Raw genomic sequence first — 16501 nt, forward strand, 5'->3', positions numbered from 1 at the left:
GCGCTTCGCGCGAAGCGCGGGGGTAGGTCACTCGGGGCCGAGTCCGGGATAGGTCTTCACAACCCGCCCATCCCACAAATCAACTCAAAATGCGCTTCGCTCACCGGCTGAACCGACAGGCGCGAGCCTTTCTGGATCACGACCAAGCCGTCCAAGCCCTCGGTCGCCTTCAGTTCCGGGAGCGACACTTCGCGCAGGAACTTAGAGACGAACTTGATCTCCATCATCATCCAAATCGGTTTGTCGGGGGTGGACTTCGGATCGAAGTGATCGTTGGTTGGGTCCCAGGCGGTGTGATCGGGGTACGCCTCGCGGCTGATTTCGGCGACGCCGACTATGCCGGGTGGGTCGCAGTTGGAGTGGTAGTAGAGGACTTTGTCGCCCAGCTTCATGCCGTCGCGCATGAAGTTGCGCGCCTGGTAATTGCGCACGCCGTCCCAGTGGGTCGAGCCGTCTTGCGCCAGTTCGTCGATGGAGTAACACGTCGGTTCGCTTTTCACAAGCCAATAATTTGCCATGCGAATATTATACTCGCTCGCCGGCGCTCTGCGATCCTTCATGAAGGTCCTGTGCGCTGGGAATACGGCGGCTGGCGTCCAGCAGCGTCGTGAGAGCGCTGAGGGCTGCGGCGCACTCGTCCTGGTCCAGTTGTGAGAGTACTTCCCGCACACGGCTGATACGGCGGCGCTGGCGTGTCTCCATCACATCCACACCATGCTGCGTGAGGGAGATATGGCGGATACGCCGGTCGATCGGGTCGGGGATCCGCTGGACGAGACCGGCTCGCTCCAGGCGGTCGGCAAGCTGCGTGGCGGCGCTGACCGAAATGTCCAGCTCTTCGGCGAGCGCGGTCATTCCGGAGGGACCGCCGAGCAGAAAGCCGCAGACGCGAAGCTGGGCGAGGGGAAGATCCCCCGTGGGGTCGCCCGGGGGGATCTCGAAGAGGCGGCGATTGAGGCGCGGCAGCAGGTCTTCAAGCTGCCGCGCCTGATCGGTCAGCGCTTCTCGGGCGGGGTCGGCGGGGGCGTTCATACTTCCAGTCTTTCTGACGGCTCTGCCGCCAGCGATCCGTCGCCTACCGCTGCTGGGGTCGGTCCCACCAGCACCGGAGCGGAAAGGTCTTTGTCGTTCTTGCGGAACCGACGGCCCAGGTCGTCGAACAGCGTGTAGACAGTGGGAACGACGAACAGGGTCAGGATGGTCGATGTCAGCAGGCCGCCGATCACGGCGGTCGCCATCGGTCCGTTGGTCTCCGAACCCTTGCCCAGCTCCAGCGCGATCGGCATCATGCCGAGCACCGTGGCGCTGGTCGTCATAAGGATGGGGCGCAGACGGGTGGGGCCGGCTTCTAATACGGCTTCGTCGCGTTTATAGCCCCGGGAGCGCAATACGTTCGTATATTCTACCAAGAGGATCCCGTTTTTGACGACGATGCCCACCAGCATCAGGACGCCGATCAGCGCCGTCAGGCCAAACGATCGTCCCGTTAAGAATAGCGCGAGCAGCACCCCGACGGCGGCCACGGGGACGGAGCACAGAATGGTCAATGGGTGGACGAACGACTCGAATTGCGCGGCGAGCAGCATGTAGATCAGCGCGATGGCGAGCGCTACGGCAATGCCCATGCCGCCGAATTCCTGCGCCTGCTGCTTTTGCCGATAGCCCCAATCCCAGTAGTAGCCCTGCGGCATCTGGTAACCTTTCAAAGCCGCCGAGATGTCTTTTTGTAGATCGCCCGTCGAGCGTCCCTGCGGCGTGCCGGTGATGGCGATATAGCGCTGCCGGTCTTGGCGCGTGATCTCGCCCGGTCCTTGATTGTATTCCGGGTGAGCCACTTGCTGAAGCATGATCGTGTGCGGAGTCGCGCCAGCGAGCGTCGGGGTGATCGGCAGGGTATTGAGCTGCTGCTCGGTGCGCCGCTTTTCTTCCGGGACCTGCACGACAATGGGGTACTGGAAGCCGTCTTCCTGGTAGTAGCTCGAGATCGAGCCGTTGGTCGCCGCGCCGAGCGTGGTGGCGATATCCTCGAACGTCACGCCCTGCTGGATGGCCTTGTCCCGATCGATCTTCCACTGCATTTCCGGGGAAGACTCCTGCCAGTTTACATCCACGCCGCTCATGCCAGGAACCGAGCGAAGCTTCGCCACGATATCCTGACCGATGCTGGAAAGCTGCGGGATGGAGCTTCCGAAGACATCCACCTCGACATTGCTGTTTCCTCCTGTGAGGATGCGCGAGACCACATCGACCTGACTGACGCTGACACGGGCGCCAGGGAAGCCCATGAACTGCTTGCGCATGTCATCGACGACATCCGCAGTCTTTTGTTTGCGGTCTTCTTTGAGGCGCACCATCAGCGCGCCCTGGTTTCCGTTCATTGCCGCGCTCGTGCCGCGCAGGCTCAATCCCGATCCCGAGGCGGCGAAGACCTGCTCCACATTCTCATTCTTTTTCGCCGCCGCCGCGATGTTCTGGATCACTTTGTCCGTGGTCGCCAGCGCCGTTCCCGGCTGCAGTTTGACGTTGATCTGCATATCGCCGCTGTCGGTCTGCGGCATAATCTCTGTTCCAATGTGCGGGACCAGCAGGAAGCTCAGCGCCGTCACGCCGATCACGCCGACGATTACGATTGGGCGATGGCGCAGCGTCCAGGTCAGTCCGCGCCGGTAAGAGTTGTCCAGCGCGTCGAACCAGCCGCCGAATTTGTCGAACATCTTTTGCAGAGGGCTGTGCGACCGTTTCGCCGGATCGTGATCGCTGTCGTTCATCAGGCGCGATGCAAGCATCGGCACGACCGTCACGGCGTCGAGCAGAGAAATCGAGATGGAGAAGATGACAACGAGCGCGAACTGCGTGAACATCTGCCCGGTCTGCCCTTTAATGAGCAGCAGCGGCAGGAACACGACGATGACCGTGATCGTGGAGGCGAAGACCGCCGACATGATCTCGTTCGTCCCCGCGATCGCCGCGTCTGCGGGTCTCACTTTGTCTCGCTCAAAGTGCCGGTAGATATTCTCCAGGACAACAACGGCGTCGTCTGCGATAAGCCCCGTTGCGAGCGCCAGACCACCCAGAGACATCGTATTCAGCGTGAAGCCGCACATGTACAGCAATGTGAAGGTTGAGAAAATCGAGATGGGAATGGAGATCGCCACAACCAGTGTGCTGCGGATGCTGCGCAGGAAGAACAGGAGAATGATGATCGCCAGCGCGCCTCCAAGAACGGCGTTGATCTTCAGGTCCGTGATGGCGACGTCGATAAACTGCGACTGATCGTAAACCTTGCTGAACTTGAGTTGTGGGTAGCGCTTCTCGGCTTCCGCGACTTTCTCCTCCACGGACTTCGCCGTTTCAATCGTGTTGGAGCCGCTTTGCTTGCTGATGATAATTCCCGCGCCAAGCGCCCCGTTAAGTCGCGTGAAGAGCCGCTGCTCCTGCTGGGAATCCGTGACGGTTGCGACATCGCCGACGGTCACGATGCGCCCGTTCGTGGATTTGATCGGGACCTGCGCGATCTGTGACGGATTGTCGAACCAGCCCAGGCTGCGGATGGTGAGTTCGGTATTGCTTTGCTTGGCGATGCCGGCCGGCAGGTTCAAATTTTCCTGCATGATCCGCTTGCTGATATCGTCGATCCCCAGTCCATAGGCGCGGAGCCGATCCGGATCGGCGTTCACCAAAATCGATCGGGTGTTGCCGCCGGTGGTGACGGCCGAGGCGACGCCGTTCGCCGCTTCGACAAGCGGGGAGACTTCGTTTTCCAGCAGGGTGCGCAGCTTGACGGGATCGTCGATCCCGCTGACGCCGTAAACCAGAATCGGCTGCTGAGACGGGTCGAACTTAAAGACGGTCGGCGACTGAATGGTCGGGTCGTTCGGGAGCCGCTGGCGCGCTCGCTCCACGACTTGCAAAACGTCAATGGCGGCCTGTCCGACATCCGTGCCCCATCCGAACTGGATACGCACCGTCGAACTGCCCAGAGTGCTGGAGGAGGTGACGGTGGCGACGCCTGGGGTGGCTGAGACAGCCTCCTCGATCGGGCGCGTCAGCTCCGTCTCAATCTCCTCGGGAGAGACGTTTGGCCACTGAGTTACGACCGCGACGGTCGGAATGGAGACGTTCGGCAGCAGGTCCACCGGCAGCTTGCTCAGACAAACCGCGCCCAGCAGTACCAGCGCGGCGATACGCATTGTGACCGCAACGGGGCGGGTGACGGAAACTCTGGCGATACTCATAACGACTGGCTCGTTTCTAAAACAACGTGCTTATTTCTAAATCGATCGAATCGGCAATGTCCAACAGATATCCAAGTTAGGCGCGGCGCTTTTTGCCGCCGCCCTTCTTGTTACTGATCTCCGTCGGACTGTTGATCTTGACATCCTGCCCATCCTTCAACCGTCCGCCGCTGACCGTGACGACCTGATCCCCAGGCTGGATTCCCTTTGTGATCTCCACGGCGGCGGCGCTGCTTGCGCCAGTCTGCACGGGAGTGCGCTGAAGCTTGCCGTCGGGAGTGATAAGCCAGACGAACGAGCCGTCTTGATCCTTCTCCACGGCTTCTGGGGGAATGGTGGTCACGTGGGGGTAAGACTCGGTGATCAGTGAGACGCGGGCGAACATACCGGGCTTGAGCGCGCCGTCTCCGTTGTTCATCGCCAGTCGCACCGTGAAGTCACGGCTGGCCGGATCACCCGAGGGATTGACTTGAATGACGCGCCCCGTCAATTTCCGTCCGGGGAGCGAATCAACCGTGACTTCGGCGTTTTGGCCGACGCCGATATGCCGGATCTGCTCCTGCGGAACGGCGATCGTGGCCCACACTTGTCGCAGCGCCTGGAGCGCAAGCACCGGTGAGCCGGGGGAGGCCAGCGTGCCTGGGTCCGCGTAGCGCGCGGAGACGAAGCCGTCGATGGGGGAGATCAGGGATGTCTGAGCGAGCTGTGCGCGCGCATTGGTGAGATCCGCCTGCGCCGACGCGACATCGGCCTGCAGCGCGGTCAGATTGGCCCGGTATGCGGCCGGTTGGGTAGTATTCGCCTTGGCGTTTCGCAGAGCCGCCTGCGCCTGCGTGACCTTGGTCAGCGAGGACGCGATGGTCGTCTTCTGCGTTGTCCGTACGATCTGGGCTTGATGGCGCGCGGATTCGAGCAGGGACTGCGCGGAGGCCCGGCTGGCTTTCGCGGAATTTAGCTGGGCGATTGCGACATCGACGTTGCCCTTCTGCACGGCGGCTGTGGTGCGCGCTGTGTCGGCCTCCTGCTGCGCGACGGCGCCCTGCTGAAGCAGCGAAGTCGTGCGCGTCAATTGCGTGTTGGCGTTGTCGTAGTTCGCCTGCGCGCTGCGCACGCCGGCCTGCGCGTTGGCGATCTGGGCATCCGCCACCCCGACTTTGCTCTGCGCGTCCGCAACGGCCGCGTCGGCCGTCGCCACTTGCGCATTGTAGGTCTGACGGGCCTGAGCGTAGTCCGCCTGCGCGGCGGCGACGCCCGCCGCCTGCTGCTGGATCTGCGTGCCGACGCCGACGCCAACGGTGTTTTGGGTCGCCTGCGCTTGAAGAAGCCGCGCCTGCGCCTGCGCCACCGTGGCGACCTGCTTGCGGACGGTGGCCTGAAGCTCGGTGTCATCCACCTTCGCCACGATCTGGCCTCGCCGCACGGAATCGCCTTCGTGGAGGGCCAGCATGACGATCTGTCCCGCGACTTTGGGCGAAAGCTTCACAGTCTGCGGCGATTCAATATTCGCCGTTGTTTGGAATGTCTTGACGATATCGCGCACCGTGGCCTTGGAGGCCGCCACGACTGCGGCGCCGCGTCCACGATCGGATTGCAGTTTCGTCGCGTCCGCCTTGTTGACGTTCAATCGCCAGACGATCAGCGCTCCGATCAGGACAACGACGATGACTATTGGGATTATACGTTTCATGGAAGCCAATCTAAATGTGAGATCTCGCGAATTAATAATTAATGTACCTTAAGTATATGCGTAATTGCAACAGGCAAGGGTATAGTTATAGAAAGCTAATCGTTGACTTTCTATTGTCTCAGACGACATCTTTCATAAAGATGTTCAGACACAAGCGCGGATCTTTTAAACTTGGGTATTCGTATTCATGAGAAACCGTGTGTATTGTATTCCTTCGGGCCGCGTTCGATCTTTCCAAAGCGCTGCTGGTGATGCTGAGACAGGAGACTGGGATGAGCAGCGCGCACTTGCCGGTTCCATGGCCGCCTGATTTGACGCCTGAAAAGGCGCCGGTCTATAATTTTCATGAGCTGTACATTTCTGCTTCGCCGGCAATCATCTGGCACTGGCTGATTTATGTACAGCTATGGTCGCGATACAATCCATATCTTTCCGATATTATTCTTTTGGATCCCGCCGCTACGGAGTTGATGCTGGGCACGTCGTTTCAATGGCGCCGCAGCAACTATACTCTTTTGAGTACGGTAACCGATTACCTGCCTTACGCAAGAATCGGCTGGAGGGTGGAGGGGCTGTGGCTGGACGGGTTTCAGGAGTGGCTGCTGATGGAAGACAGCGGCGGCTGTCTGGTGCGCGTCGAAGAGACGTTGTCGGGATTTGTTCCTCGTCTCCTGCACCGCTCCATGTCTCATGGTTTGGAGGTAGTACAGCATGAGTGGCTGAAGTCGCTGCGCCGCGTCTCAGAAAACGGTCCACCGCCAGTGTTGTTCTGAGCGCGCTGATCGGTAGCGACGCAATCGGCGCCGGCGCTATACTGGCGCATGAGTTTGGAAATCTCGTGCGGTCTCTTCCCCCACGCCTCCAAAGTTTTCCGCGATTTCTCGGGCGCGCGTCAGAGCGGCGTCGACATGCGGCAGAATATTCTCCGATCCGACACGCTGGACGAATGTGGACTGCGTCAGCAGCTGCTCGGGCTGATCGCGCGCTCCGCAGAGCAGCAGCGTGCGGCCCGAGGCGCGCAGGCGGTCCGCGAACTTCTCCAATTCATGCAGCCCTGTTGCATCGATCGCCGTCATATTGCGCAGGCGCAGCACCACGACTTGCGCGAGATCCCGCAGGTCGGCGGTTTCGTCCGCTAGTTTTTCAGCTGCGCCGAATAGGAACGGACCATGAATGCGCAGGATGGAAACATAGGCGGGAACGATCTTGTCCTGCAGAATATGCGCGCGCCCAGCGCGAATATACTCATCGGTGACAGTGGACACGGTCGTCGTTTGCGAGACGCGCTGAATATACAGAAGCGCGGCCAGAACCATGCCGACCTCTACCGCCACCGTCAGGTCCGCCAGCACCGTGAGCGCGAAGGTGACGATCCAGACCGCTTTGTCCGCGCGGGAGAGGCGCCAGATGATCGCGATCTCCCTCCATTCTCCCATATTGTAAGCGACCACGAACAGAACGGCGGCGAGCGTCGCCAGCGGGATATATCTTGCCAGCGGCGCCGCCACCAGCAGGATCAGCAGGAGCGTAAGAGCATGCGTTATTCCCGAGACCGGCGACACGGCGCCCGCGCGGATGTTCGTTGCAGTCCGCGCGATGGCTCCCGTCGCCGGCACTCCGCCCACGAGTGGACAGGCGATGTTGGCGATCCCTTGCGCGATCAGCTCGACGTTGGAGTTATGCTTGTCGCCGCTCATACCGTCCGCCACGACCGCCGACAGCAGGCTCTCCACAGCGGCGAGCAGCGCCACGGCGACCGCGGAGGGCAGCAGCGGCAGGATGAGTTCAGGCCGAAAATGCGGCGCCATGAAATGGGGAAGCCCGGTAGGGATGCCTCCGAATTTGGAGCCGATCGTCTCAATCGGGATGTGAAAGCCAGCGCAGATCAGCGTGCCGAGCAGCATCGCCACAATAGAGCCCGGGATTTTCTTGGTGACGCGAGGCCACAGGAGAATCAAACCCAGCGAAACGCCGCCTACCAGCAGCGTGCGCCAGTCCGCGGTCGCGATATGGGCGCACAGCACTTCCATACGCCCGAGAAACTCGCTGGGAACGGCGGGCGTTTTCAGCCCCAGAAAATCCTTGATCTGTGTCGACGCAATCAGCAGGGCGATTCCGTTGGTGAAGCCGATGGTGACAGGGCGCGGGATGAACTTGACTGCGGAGCCCAGGCCCGTAACGCCCATCAAGATCAGTATGACTCCCGCCATCAGCGTCACCATAAATAGTCCGGACAGTCCGAATTTGGCGATGATGCCCGCGACGATGACCACGAACGCGCCCGTTGGTCCGCCGATCTGGGTGCGCGATCCGCCGAGCGCCGAAATCAGAAATCCCGCGACGACGGCGGTGTAAATGCCGGCCTGCGGCGTCACCCCGCTGGCGATCCCAAAGGCCATGGCGAGCGGCAGCGCGACGAGCCCGACGGTCAGCCCTGCGACCAAATCGGCGATGAAATTTTGCCGCGTATAGGTTCGAAAGCAGAGAATGCTCTTGGGGGTCCAGCGATCCGATGGCTTCGCGCCCTTGTGGCGGGTATTTGCGTTCATTCCACGCTCTCTTCCAGCTGCGCGGATTTCAGAACGGCCATGGATTCTTCCAAATGGACTTCAAAATAGTTTCTCATAATGTCCAGAATTTCAACGATCATCGGATCGCGTATGGAATAGAAGACTTGGTTGCCTTCCTTGCGGCTGGTCACGATATGCCGGGCGCGCAGGACCGCGAGATGCTGCGACGCATTTGCCGGCTCCAGGCCGATTCGTTCGAGAATCACGCTCACCGCGACTTCCTGGTCCCGCAGCAGCTCCAGGATCGCGATGCGCGTGGGGTGCGCAAGGGCCTGAAACACAGCGGCCTTGAATTGTCGTAACGCGTTCGTCATGATGCGCGCCTTTCTTGGCTCCCCGGCTGTCAATGGAAAGGGAAATGATATGCTTATTATACCGTAAGTAATTTCGAAATTTCGAAATTGCATTTGCGTTTGACGGGCAGCGCCGCTTGGGTCTCGTGAAGATGTCGACAATCTTCATCTCAATCGGCTACAATAACGCATCTATGATTGCAACACTTTCACTCTTACGAACCCGATTTCAGGAAGCCGTCGCGCGGGCGCACGGCGTCGATGGCGTTGATGTGCAGGTCCTGCCGGCGAGCAACCCGCAGTTCGGCGATCTGCAAGTCAACGTCGCTTTGCAGCTCGCGAAGGCCGTTGGTAAGCCGCCGCGCGCCATCGCCGAGGGCATTGTCGCCGAGCTTCAGCTGGACGATTTTTGCGAGACGCCGACCATCGCCGGGCCGGGCTTCATCAATCTGAAGCTGAAGACGTCTTATCTCGACGCGACGCTCAACGCGACCTATGCCGACACGCGCCTGGGCGTGGCGCCGGCTGCGCAGCCCTTACGCACGGTCGTGGACTTCTCCGGGCCAAACATCGCCAAGGAGATGCACGTCGGCCATCTGCGCTCGACGATCATTGGCGACAGCATCGCGCGCATCTATGAGTTTTTAGGACATGATGTCCTGCGCCTGAACCATGTCGGTGACTGGGGCACGCAGTTCGGTATGCTGATCGCGTTTCTGCGCGACACACAGCCGTCCGCGCTGACCGACGCAAGCACGCTGGATATCGGCGACCTGGTCGGCTTTTACAAGCGCGCCAAGCTGCGCTTTGACACCGATGACGAGTTCAAGGAGCGTGCGCGCCGCGAAGTCGTCAAGCTCCAGAGCGGCGATCCCGAGAGCCTGTTCGCCTGGAAGCTGCTTTGCGACCAATCACGCGTCGCCTTTGAGAAGATCTATCAGACGCTCGATATCAAGATCACCGAGCGCGGCGAGTCGTTCTATAACCCGCTGCTGCCCGCCGTGGTCGAGGACCTGGAAGCCCAGGGCTTGCTGACGGAGAGCGACGGCGCCCTCTGCGTCTTTGTCGATGGGTTCATGAACAAAGAAGGCAACCCGCTGCCGCTGATCATTCGCAAGACCGACGGCGCATACAACTACGCCACGACCGATCTTGCCGCCGTGCGCTATCGAATCAATGAAGACCACGCCAAGTGTGTGGTGATCGTGACCGACATCGGCCAGTCCGATCACTTCGCGCAGGTCTTCGCCGTAGCCCGGCTCGCCGGCTGGCTGCCGGACGATGTCCGCATGGTGCACGTCCCCTTCGGTCTGGTGCAGGGCGAGGACGGCAAGAAGTTCAAGACCCGATCGGGCGAAACCGTCAAGCTCAGTGACCTGCTGGACGAAGCCGTCGTTCGCGCTCGCGCTCATTTGGACGAACGGCTGGACTCCGAAGGCCGTGAGGAGACGGAAGAGTTTAAGGCGGATCTCGCCGACAAGGTCGGGATTGCGGCTGTAAAGTATGCGGATCTCAGCGTCAATCGCGGCAGCAACTACGTCTTCAGCTTCGACAAGATGCTCGCCTTACAGGGCAATACGGCGCCGTACATGCTCTACGCCTATGTCCGCGTGCAGGGCATCGCACGCAAGGGCGATGTGGACTTCGCATCGCTGGCGGGTCTCGACAACATTCACATCGTCGAACCCTCCGAACGCGATCTCGCCAAGCACCTTTTGGAACTCGACGACGTGCTCGCCCGGATCGCCGAGGACTTCCTGCCAAGCCGCCTTTGCACCTATCTGTTCGAGCTGAGCCAGAAGTTCAACCACTTCTACGAAAACTGCCCGGTGCTAAACGCCGAGGAGCCTACGCGCACGTCGCGCCTGGCCCTCGCGGATTTGACGGCGCGGACGCTGCAATTGGGACTTTCGCTGCTGGGGATTTCGACGGTGGATCGACTGTAGGGAGGCCCTCACCCCCCAACCCCCTCTCCCAAGTTTGGGAGAGGGGGAGCCAGATTAAGATAGAGATATTCGGTTCCGAAATTCTAAAAACAAATACCCTCTGACTCCCCTTCTCCCAGAATTGGGAGAGGGGGTTGGGGGGTGAGGGCCACGCGCCCAAACAACAAACCCGGAGAATAACCATGGCTCAGTCACCCGCGCAGCGTCAGAAGGCGCTGCAAAAGAAGTCGAATAAGCGCAAGGAGAAGGCGGCGCAGCTGCGCCGGCAGTCGCAGAACCAGCCGGCGCGGCTGGATTCCAAGTCGCAGATCGAGGCGGCGTTCGCGTGGCCGATTCTCGAAACGTATCTGACCGAGGCGTGGGATGAGGAAGGCCAGATCATTCAGGCGCTCGTCTCGCGGGAAGGACCGAACGGACGGATCGCTGTCGGCATTTATCTGGTCGATCTGGGACTGCTGGGCGTCAAGAATTCATTTGTGCAGATGTTCGAGTCGCATTCGGCGTACAGCGAACTGCGGACCTCCGTGCTGGAAAGTCAGCCGATGATTTCCGCCGATATCAATTTGATCGCCAAGATCCTGCGTTCGGCGGTGGAGTACGCGGCGCAGTTCGGCTTCCGTCCGAACTCGGATTATCGGCTAGCATCCCGAATGCTGGCTGGGGCGGACCCCGACGCTTCACCTGCGGAGATTCCGTCCGGTGGTCCTGAAGGCAAGCCGCTCTTCATCCCCGGACCGCACGACAATATCGAAGCAATTCTTCTGCGCCTCGAAGACCGGGTCGGTCCGGACGGCTATCACTATGTGATGGACGGCCCCGAAGGCGGAGAGTGGATCGACGGCTACGGCGACGTCGATGAGGAAGAGGACGACGAAGAAGAGCTTGGTGAAGAGGCAGAGGAGCTTGAGGAAGTGGAAGTCGTGGAAGAGCCGGTGGAACCCAAGCCATGACCGATCTTGTCACTCGATGCTCCTGGGCGCAAAGCCCGGAGATGATCGAATACCATGACACGGAGTGGGGTGTTCCCGTACACGACGACATACGCCTCTTTGAGATGCTGACTCTCGAAGGCGCGCAGGCGGGCCTGAGCTGGGCGACGATCCTGCGCCGTCGCGCTGGGTATCAGAAGGCGTTCAACGGTTTCGATATCGCCAAAGTCGCCGCATTCGACGACGCTCGGATCGAGGAGATCGTCCTCGATCCGGGCGTGATCCGTCACCGAGGCAAGATCGCGGCGACGGTTGGCAACGCCAAAGCAACTCTGGCCGTCCAACAGGAGTTCGGCAGCTTCGACGCCTACCTCTGGCGCTTCGTGGACGGCGCGCCCATCGTCAACCACTACGCCTCACCCTCCGAACTCCCGACGAAGACCCCGACCTCCGACGCACTCAGCAAAGACCTGATGAAGCGTGGCTTCAAATTCGTTGGCTCCACGATCTGCTACGCTTACATGGAAGCTGTCGGGATGGTGGACGATCACATGGACGACTGCGTGCGCCGCACGGCAAAAAAATCCCCCCATACAGCGTAATTTTTACCCCATTCGGATAAACTACTTCCATGACAGGCATATTCCACTCGATCTATTCCCACGGCTTCATCCGCGCCGCCGTTTGCATCCCCAATGTCCGCGTCGCGGACCCCGTATACAATGCCGAGCATACTCTTGGGCTCGCCCGGCGTGCGTCGGAGCTGAACGCCGCTGTGGCGTTGTTTCCTGAAATGGGCCTCTCGGCCTACTCCAACGACGATCTTTTCCATCAGGATGCCCTTCTTGATGCAACGATTGTGGCGGTCGGGAAGGTCGTGGAAGAGAGCAAAACGCTGACCCCGGTTCTTCTTGTGGGCGCGCCGTTGCGCTTTGAAGGCAAGCTGTTCAACTGCGCGGTCGTCATCTATCGAGGGGCGATCTTAGGGATTGTTCCCAAGTCGTACCTGCCGAATTATCGGGAGTTTTACGAGAAGCGGCAGTTCGCGGCGGCGCGTGAAGCCGTTGCGCGGGAGGTGACACTGCTTGGGCAGCGCGTTCCGTTTGGCAGCGACATCGTGTTCCAGGCGTCGAACGTGCGCGATTTTGCGATCCATGTCGAGATTTGCGAGGACGTCTGGACGCCCGTTCCGCCCAGCACCTTCGGCGCCCTGGCTGGAGCGACCGTGCTCGCCAATCTCTCCGCGAGCAACATCACGATTGGAAAAGCCGAATATCGGCGCGATTTATGCGCGTCGCAGTCGGGTCGCTGCGTGGCGGCGTATTTGTACTCGGCGGCGGGGCCGGGCGAATCGACGACGGATCTCGCCTGGGACGGTCATGCGCTGATTTACGAGAACAACGAGCTTCTGGCGGAATCGACGCGCTTTTCAGCGGATGAGCAGATCATCGCAGCGGACATCGATCTAGAGCGTCTCGCGCAGGATCGGATGCGGCTGAGCAGTTTCCATGACACCGTGGGAGATTATCGGGAGAAACTCAGAGAAATCCGTCAAGTGGAGTTCGCGTTCCAAATCCCCGAAGGTGAGATCGGCCTGCTGCGGAGTGTCGAGCGCTTCCCGTTTGTGCCGAACGACCCGGCGGTGCGCGATGAGCGCTGTTTCGAGGCGTACAACATCCAGGTCCATGGTCTGATGAAGCGTTTGGCAAGTACAGGATTACAAAAAATCGTGATCGGTGTGTCGGGAGGATTGGATTCAACGCATGCACTGATCGTCGCCGCCCGCACGATGGACCGTTTAGGACTGCCACGCAAGAACATCCTCGCCTTCACGATGCCCGGTTTTGCGACCAGCGACATCACGCTGAAGAATGCGCGCGCCTTGATGGAATCGCTTGGGACGACAGCGCACGAGATCGACATCAAGCCGTCGTGCCTGCAAATGCTGCGCGACTTAGGCCACCCCTTTATCGGCGGCGAGCCGGTCTACGATATCACCTTCGAGAACGTGCAGGCGGGCGAACGCACCTCGCATCTGTTCCGATTGGCGAACTTCCACGACGGCTTTGTGCTGGGGACGGGAGACCTGAGCGAACTGGCGCTGGGGTGGTGTACCTATGGGGTGGGCGACCATATGTCGCACTACAACGTGAACGCTTCCGTGCCCAAGACGCTGATCCAGCACCTGCTGCGCTGGGTGATCGGATCGCAGCAGTTCGACGCCGCGACGAGCGACACGCTCCAGTCGATCCTCGATACTGAAATCTCCCCCGAACTCGTCCCGCACGACGCGGACAACAAAGACAAGCCCGCGCAAAGCACCGAGCAGAAGATCGGCCCCTACGAATTGCAGGACTTCAACATCTACTACGTCACCCGCTACGGCTTCCGCCCAAGCAAGGTTGCCTTCCTCAGTCTGCACGCCTGGTCCGACAAAACACACGGGGATTGGCCAGCCGGCTTCGATCTTTCCAAGCGCAGCGAGTACGATCTGTCGACGATCAAGAAGTGGCTCGGGATCTTCCTATACAAGTTCTTCAAGACCAGCCAGTTCAAACGATCCTGCATCCCCAACGGCCCCAAAGTCGGCAGCGGCGGCTCGCTCAGCCCGCGCGGCGACTGGCGCGCCCCGAGCGATTCCGAGGCGAATGTGTGGATGGATGAGCTGGCGGCGAATGTGCCAGACACGAATTAGGGCTTGATGTTACTCAAACTCTACGACTGGCGATTGAAATCGCAGCTAGAAGTGCACGATGTCGGCCTCCGCCGACTCCAGAAAGTAAACGCATTCGAAGACGCTCTGCTGGAGTGCCCGCAGGGGCACATCGTGCATTTTTAGCCGCGATTTCAATCGCCGGGCACGACGTGCGTCACATCAATAACGTAAGCCTTTAGCCGGCAGAATGAACTCGCCGGCTATCTTACGTGGAGCTGGGTGGGAAATTCGGGGGACGGCTCCACTTTCCTTCGCTTTGGCGTAATGTGTCCTGGACACGTTTCGCCACGCTTGCTCCAACTCCCGGACTGATGCTATTGAGCTGGTCATCCCGCGCCGCAGCGTCGGGCATGCCGAATGGGAAATTCTCGACGTAGGAAGTGCTGCCGAAGCCTGTGCATTTTGCGAACACTCGCTCAATATCCGACAGAGACTTCCAAGAGCGAAGATGAAGCCCGGCCGGCGTGAGTGTCGAACGTCTGGGATGGTGCATGGAGAAGTACAATCGCCGCCATTCCGAAGCGTCCAGCGCGACGAGCTCGTAGATATCGAGGTTTTTGGACGGCCCCGCAGTCGTACTGGAGCCTATGCGATGCCACAGAAAACCGCATCCGTTTTTACAGCGCAGTTGGTTGAGGTAAATCACTTCCCCATCGGGACCGTTGACGGGGATCGGGCTGTCGGCGCTTTCCCCAAACGGTCCGGATGATCCGGGCAGTTCGTCGCAGGCCGATAGTAAATGAGGAGTGACGCCTGTTCCCTCGCCGACGGCTCTACGCCACCACTCAAAGGATTCCTGTTGGCTCGCGATTGGCTCATCGTCGACGGATTGTTTGCCTAGCAGGCGTTTTAGAAGGTTCATAAAATACTACTCAGCGGAGAAGGGGCGATCCGGAAACATCGATGATTGCTTTTTTTCTCTATTATACGGTTACTTCTTTCACCATGCAAGCACATACTATTTGCCCCAGTCTGGCTGGTTGACAGAAATTCTTAGAGGGCAGTATAATTCTGACAGCAGACTTTCCCCATAAGGAAAGTCAACAAAAGGCAAGCTGACTGGGCGACTGGAGGCTGGGGAATGTTCTGAGCAGGACGTTCGCCAGCCTTCGCAATTTTGAAAAGGAGACTCGATGATCGTTCTTGTGCCGGAAATGCTGTATGGACGGCTGCTCCCAGAGGCTCGGCGCCTCGCTCCGAATGTCACGCTGCACCCATACTCGGAGGACGCTGAGACGCATGTCGAGGGGCTGGACGAAGCGGAGGGAGTGCTGCGCTGGGTTGGGGGGAATCGATTCGGACAACTCGTCGCCGATGGACCTAAGATTCGCTGGCTGCACACGGCGAGTGCGGGCGTCGATCACGTTCTGCGCCCCGCCGGCGTGCGCGACAAGCCGGGGCTGGTGCTGACCGACTCCGGACCAGCGTTCGAGATCGCGATCTCCGAGTTCGTGATGGCGTGGGTACTTCTCGTCGCGCGTCGCATGCCGCAGCTGATGGAGAGCCAGCGCCAGCATGTCTGGAAGTCCGAGATTCAAGATGAACTGTACGGCGCGACCGTGGGGATTATCGGTTTGGGACCGATTGGGCAGGGGGTTGCCTCCCGCGCGAAGGCGTTTGGAATGAACACCATCGGCCTGCGCCGCAAGCCCGAACCCGTCGCGAATATCGACGAAGTTTTGACCGGCGAAGACGGCCTGAATCGTCTGCTGGAAGCGAGCGACTATGTGGTGATCGCCGCAGCCGCTACCGATGAGACGCGCGCTTTGATCGGCGCCGATCAGCTCGCCAAGATGAAACCGGCGGCGTGGCTGATCAATATCGCGCGCGGCAGCCTGATCGATGAGCCGTCACTGATTGAGACATTGCAGGCGGGGCGGATCGCCGGTGCGTGCTTGGATGTTTTCGCCAAAGAGCCGCTGTCTGCGGACAGCCCGCTGTGGGATTTGCATAACGTCCACATTGCTCCGCATAATTCTTCGGGGTGGTCGCCGGGATTACGCGAGCGTCAGCGGGCGATCTTTTTAGAAAATCTTCGCCGCTTCGCCGCTGGCGAGCCATTGGAAAACGTCGTGGATATTGCCCGCGGTTATTGACACAAGACCATCACAAAGCACGATCTGAG

Annotated in this window: 14 protein-coding genes; 7 read left to right on the forward strand and 7 right to left on the reverse strand. The window is 60.0% G+C overall.

Annotation, left to right across the window (positions count from 1 at the left end; translation table 11 throughout):
• Positions 1-56: 56 nt before the first annotated feature.
• The 4 genes from ABIZ35_RS02315 to ABIZ35_RS02330 form a co-directional block, all read right to left on the reverse strand.
• A complete protein-coding gene (locus ABIZ35_RS02315) occupies positions 57-518 on the reverse strand; it encodes an EVE domain-containing protein (RefSeq protein WP_348218256.1) in 462 nt (153 codons plus the stop codon).
• Between the two features lie 7 nt (positions 519-525).
• Complete coding sequence (locus ABIZ35_RS02320; protein ID WP_348218257.1) at positions 526-1032, reverse strand: MarR family winged helix-turn-helix transcriptional regulator; 507 nt, start codon at positions 1030-1032, stop codon at positions 526-528.
• Positions 1029-4235, reverse strand: coding sequence for an efflux RND transporter permease subunit (locus ABIZ35_RS02325; RefSeq protein ID WP_348218258.1), 3207 nt, complete (start codon positions 4233-4235; stop codon positions 1029-1031). The genes ABIZ35_RS02320 and ABIZ35_RS02325 overlap by 4 nt, the downstream gene beginning before the upstream one ends.
• A 76-nt stretch (positions 4236-4311) precedes the next feature.
• Positions 4312-5922 carry an efflux RND transporter periplasmic adaptor subunit gene (locus tag ABIZ35_RS02330; protein ID WP_348218259.1) on the reverse strand — a complete coding sequence of 537 codons (1611 nt, stop codon included), beginning with the start codon at positions 5920-5922 and terminating at the stop codon, positions 4312-4314.
• A gap of 197 nt (positions 5923-6119) precedes the next feature.
• Between ABIZ35_RS02330 and ABIZ35_RS02335 the strand changes: the two genes are divergently transcribed.
• The gene (locus ABIZ35_RS02335) at positions 6120-6695 is read left to right on the forward strand and encodes a hypothetical protein (RefSeq protein ID WP_348218260.1); all 576 of its coding nucleotides are present in this window, start codon (positions 6120-6122) and stop codon (positions 6693-6695) included.
• A 36-nt stretch (positions 6696-6731) separates the two neighbouring features.
• Here the strand turns inward: ABIZ35_RS02335 and ABIZ35_RS02340 are convergent, their stop codons facing one another.
• Together ABIZ35_RS02340 and ABIZ35_RS02345 are read right to left on the reverse strand one after the other, a co-directional pair.
• On the reverse strand, positions 6732-8471 hold the full coding sequence (locus tag ABIZ35_RS02340) for a SulP family inorganic anion transporter (protein WP_348218261.1): 1740 nt from the start codon (positions 8469-8471) through the stop codon (positions 6732-6734).
• Positions 8468-8806: a metalloregulator ArsR/SmtB family transcription factor gene (locus tag ABIZ35_RS02345; RefSeq protein ID WP_348218262.1), complete on the reverse strand. Its 339-nt coding sequence runs from the start codon at positions 8804-8806 to the stop codon at positions 8468-8470. Before ABIZ35_RS02345 ends, ABIZ35_RS02340 begins: the two co-directional genes overlap by 4 nt.
• Positions 8807-8979: 173 nt before the next feature.
• On the opposite strand from ABIZ35_RS02345, the gene argS reads away from it, so the two are divergent.
• From argS to ABIZ35_RS02370, 5 genes are all read left to right on the forward strand, one after another.
• On the forward strand, positions 8980-10731 hold the full coding sequence (argS, locus tag ABIZ35_RS02350) for an arginine--tRNA ligase (RefSeq protein ID WP_348218263.1): 1752 nt from the start codon (positions 8980-8982) through the stop codon (positions 10729-10731).
• Positions 10732-10913: 182 nt separating this feature from the next.
• The gene (locus ABIZ35_RS02355; protein ID WP_348218264.1) at positions 10914-11681 is read left to right on the forward strand and encodes a hypothetical protein; all 768 of its coding nucleotides are present in this window, start codon (positions 10914-10916) and stop codon (positions 11679-11681) included.
• Entirely contained in the window at positions 11678-12262 is a 585-nt protein-coding gene (locus tag ABIZ35_RS02360; protein WP_348218265.1) for a DNA-3-methyladenine glycosylase I, read from the forward strand. Before ABIZ35_RS02355 ends, ABIZ35_RS02360 begins: the two co-directional genes overlap by 4 nt.
• A gap of 29 nt (positions 12263-12291) precedes the next feature.
• Entirely contained in the window at positions 12292-14355 is a 2064-nt protein-coding gene (locus ABIZ35_RS02365; protein ID WP_348218266.1) for an NAD(+) synthase, read from the forward strand.
• Positions 14356-14358: 3 nt separating this feature from the next.
• Positions 14359-14499 (forward strand): hypothetical protein, encoded by a 141-nt coding sequence (locus ABIZ35_RS02370; protein WP_348218267.1) that lies wholly within the window; start codon positions 14359-14361, stop codon positions 14497-14499.
• Positions 14500-14581: 82 nt separating this feature from the next.
• On the opposite strand, the gene ABIZ35_RS02375 is transcribed toward ABIZ35_RS02370, so the two are convergent.
• Positions 14582-15238: a hypothetical protein gene (locus tag ABIZ35_RS02375; RefSeq protein WP_348218268.1), complete on the reverse strand. Its 657-nt coding sequence runs from the start codon at positions 15236-15238 to the stop codon at positions 14582-14584.
• Between the two features lie 271 nt (positions 15239-15509).
• Between ABIZ35_RS02375 and ABIZ35_RS02380 the strand changes: the two genes are divergently transcribed.
• Complete coding sequence (locus ABIZ35_RS02380) at positions 15510-16472, forward strand: D-2-hydroxyacid dehydrogenase (RefSeq protein WP_348218269.1); 963 nt, start codon at positions 15510-15512, stop codon at positions 16470-16472.
• The last annotated feature ends 29 nt before the right edge of the window (positions 16473-16501 follow it).

It is taken from the genome of Capsulimonas sp., assembly GCF_039929585.1.
Classification (GTDB): Bacteria; Armatimonadota; Armatimonadia; order Armatimonadales; family Capsulimonadaceae; genus Capsulimonas.

Excerpts from the sequence above, each read along its gene's own strand:
- ABIZ35_RS02315 (WP_348218256.1), bottom strand. The coding sequence starts at position 518 with ATGGCAAATTATTGGCTTGTGAAAAGCGAACCGACGTGTTACTCCATC.
- ABIZ35_RS02320 (WP_348218257.1), bottom strand. The coding sequence starts at position 1,032 with ATGAACGCCCCCGCCGACCCCGCCCGAGAAGCGCTGACCGATCAGGCG.
- ABIZ35_RS02325 (WP_348218258.1), bottom strand. The coding sequence starts at position 4,235 with ATGAGTATCGCCAGAGTTTCCGTCACCCGCCCCGTTGCGGTCACAATG.
- ABIZ35_RS02330 (WP_348218259.1), bottom strand. The coding sequence starts at position 5,922 with ATGAAACGTATAATCCCAATAGTCATCGTCGTTGTCCTGATCGGAGCG.
- ABIZ35_RS02340 (WP_348218261.1), bottom strand. The coding sequence starts at position 8,471 with ATGAACGCAAATACCCGCCACAAGGGCGCGAAGCCATCGGATCGCTGG.
- ABIZ35_RS02345 (WP_348218262.1), bottom strand. The coding sequence starts at position 8,806 with ATGACGAACGCGTTACGACAATTCAAGGCCGCTGTGTTTCAGGCCCTT.
- argS (WP_348218263.1), top strand. The coding sequence starts at position 8,980 with ATGATTGCAACACTTTCACTCTTACGAACCCGATTTCAGGAAGCCGTC.
- ABIZ35_RS02355 (WP_348218264.1), top strand. The coding sequence starts at position 10,914 with ATGGCTCAGTCACCCGCGCAGCGTCAGAAGGCGCTGCAAAAGAAGTCG.
- ABIZ35_RS02360 (WP_348218265.1), top strand. The coding sequence starts at position 11,678 with ATGACCGATCTTGTCACTCGATGCTCCTGGGCGCAAAGCCCGGAGATG.
- ABIZ35_RS02365 (WP_348218266.1), top strand. The coding sequence starts at position 12,292 with ATGACAGGCATATTCCACTCGATCTATTCCCACGGCTTCATCCGCGCC.
- ABIZ35_RS02375 (WP_348218268.1), bottom strand. The coding sequence starts at position 15,238 with ATGAACCTTCTAAAACGCCTGCTAGGCAAACAATCCGTCGACGATGAG.
- ABIZ35_RS02380 (WP_348218269.1), top strand. The coding sequence starts at position 15,510 with ATGATCGTTCTTGTGCCGGAAATGCTGTATGGACGGCTGCTCCCAGAG.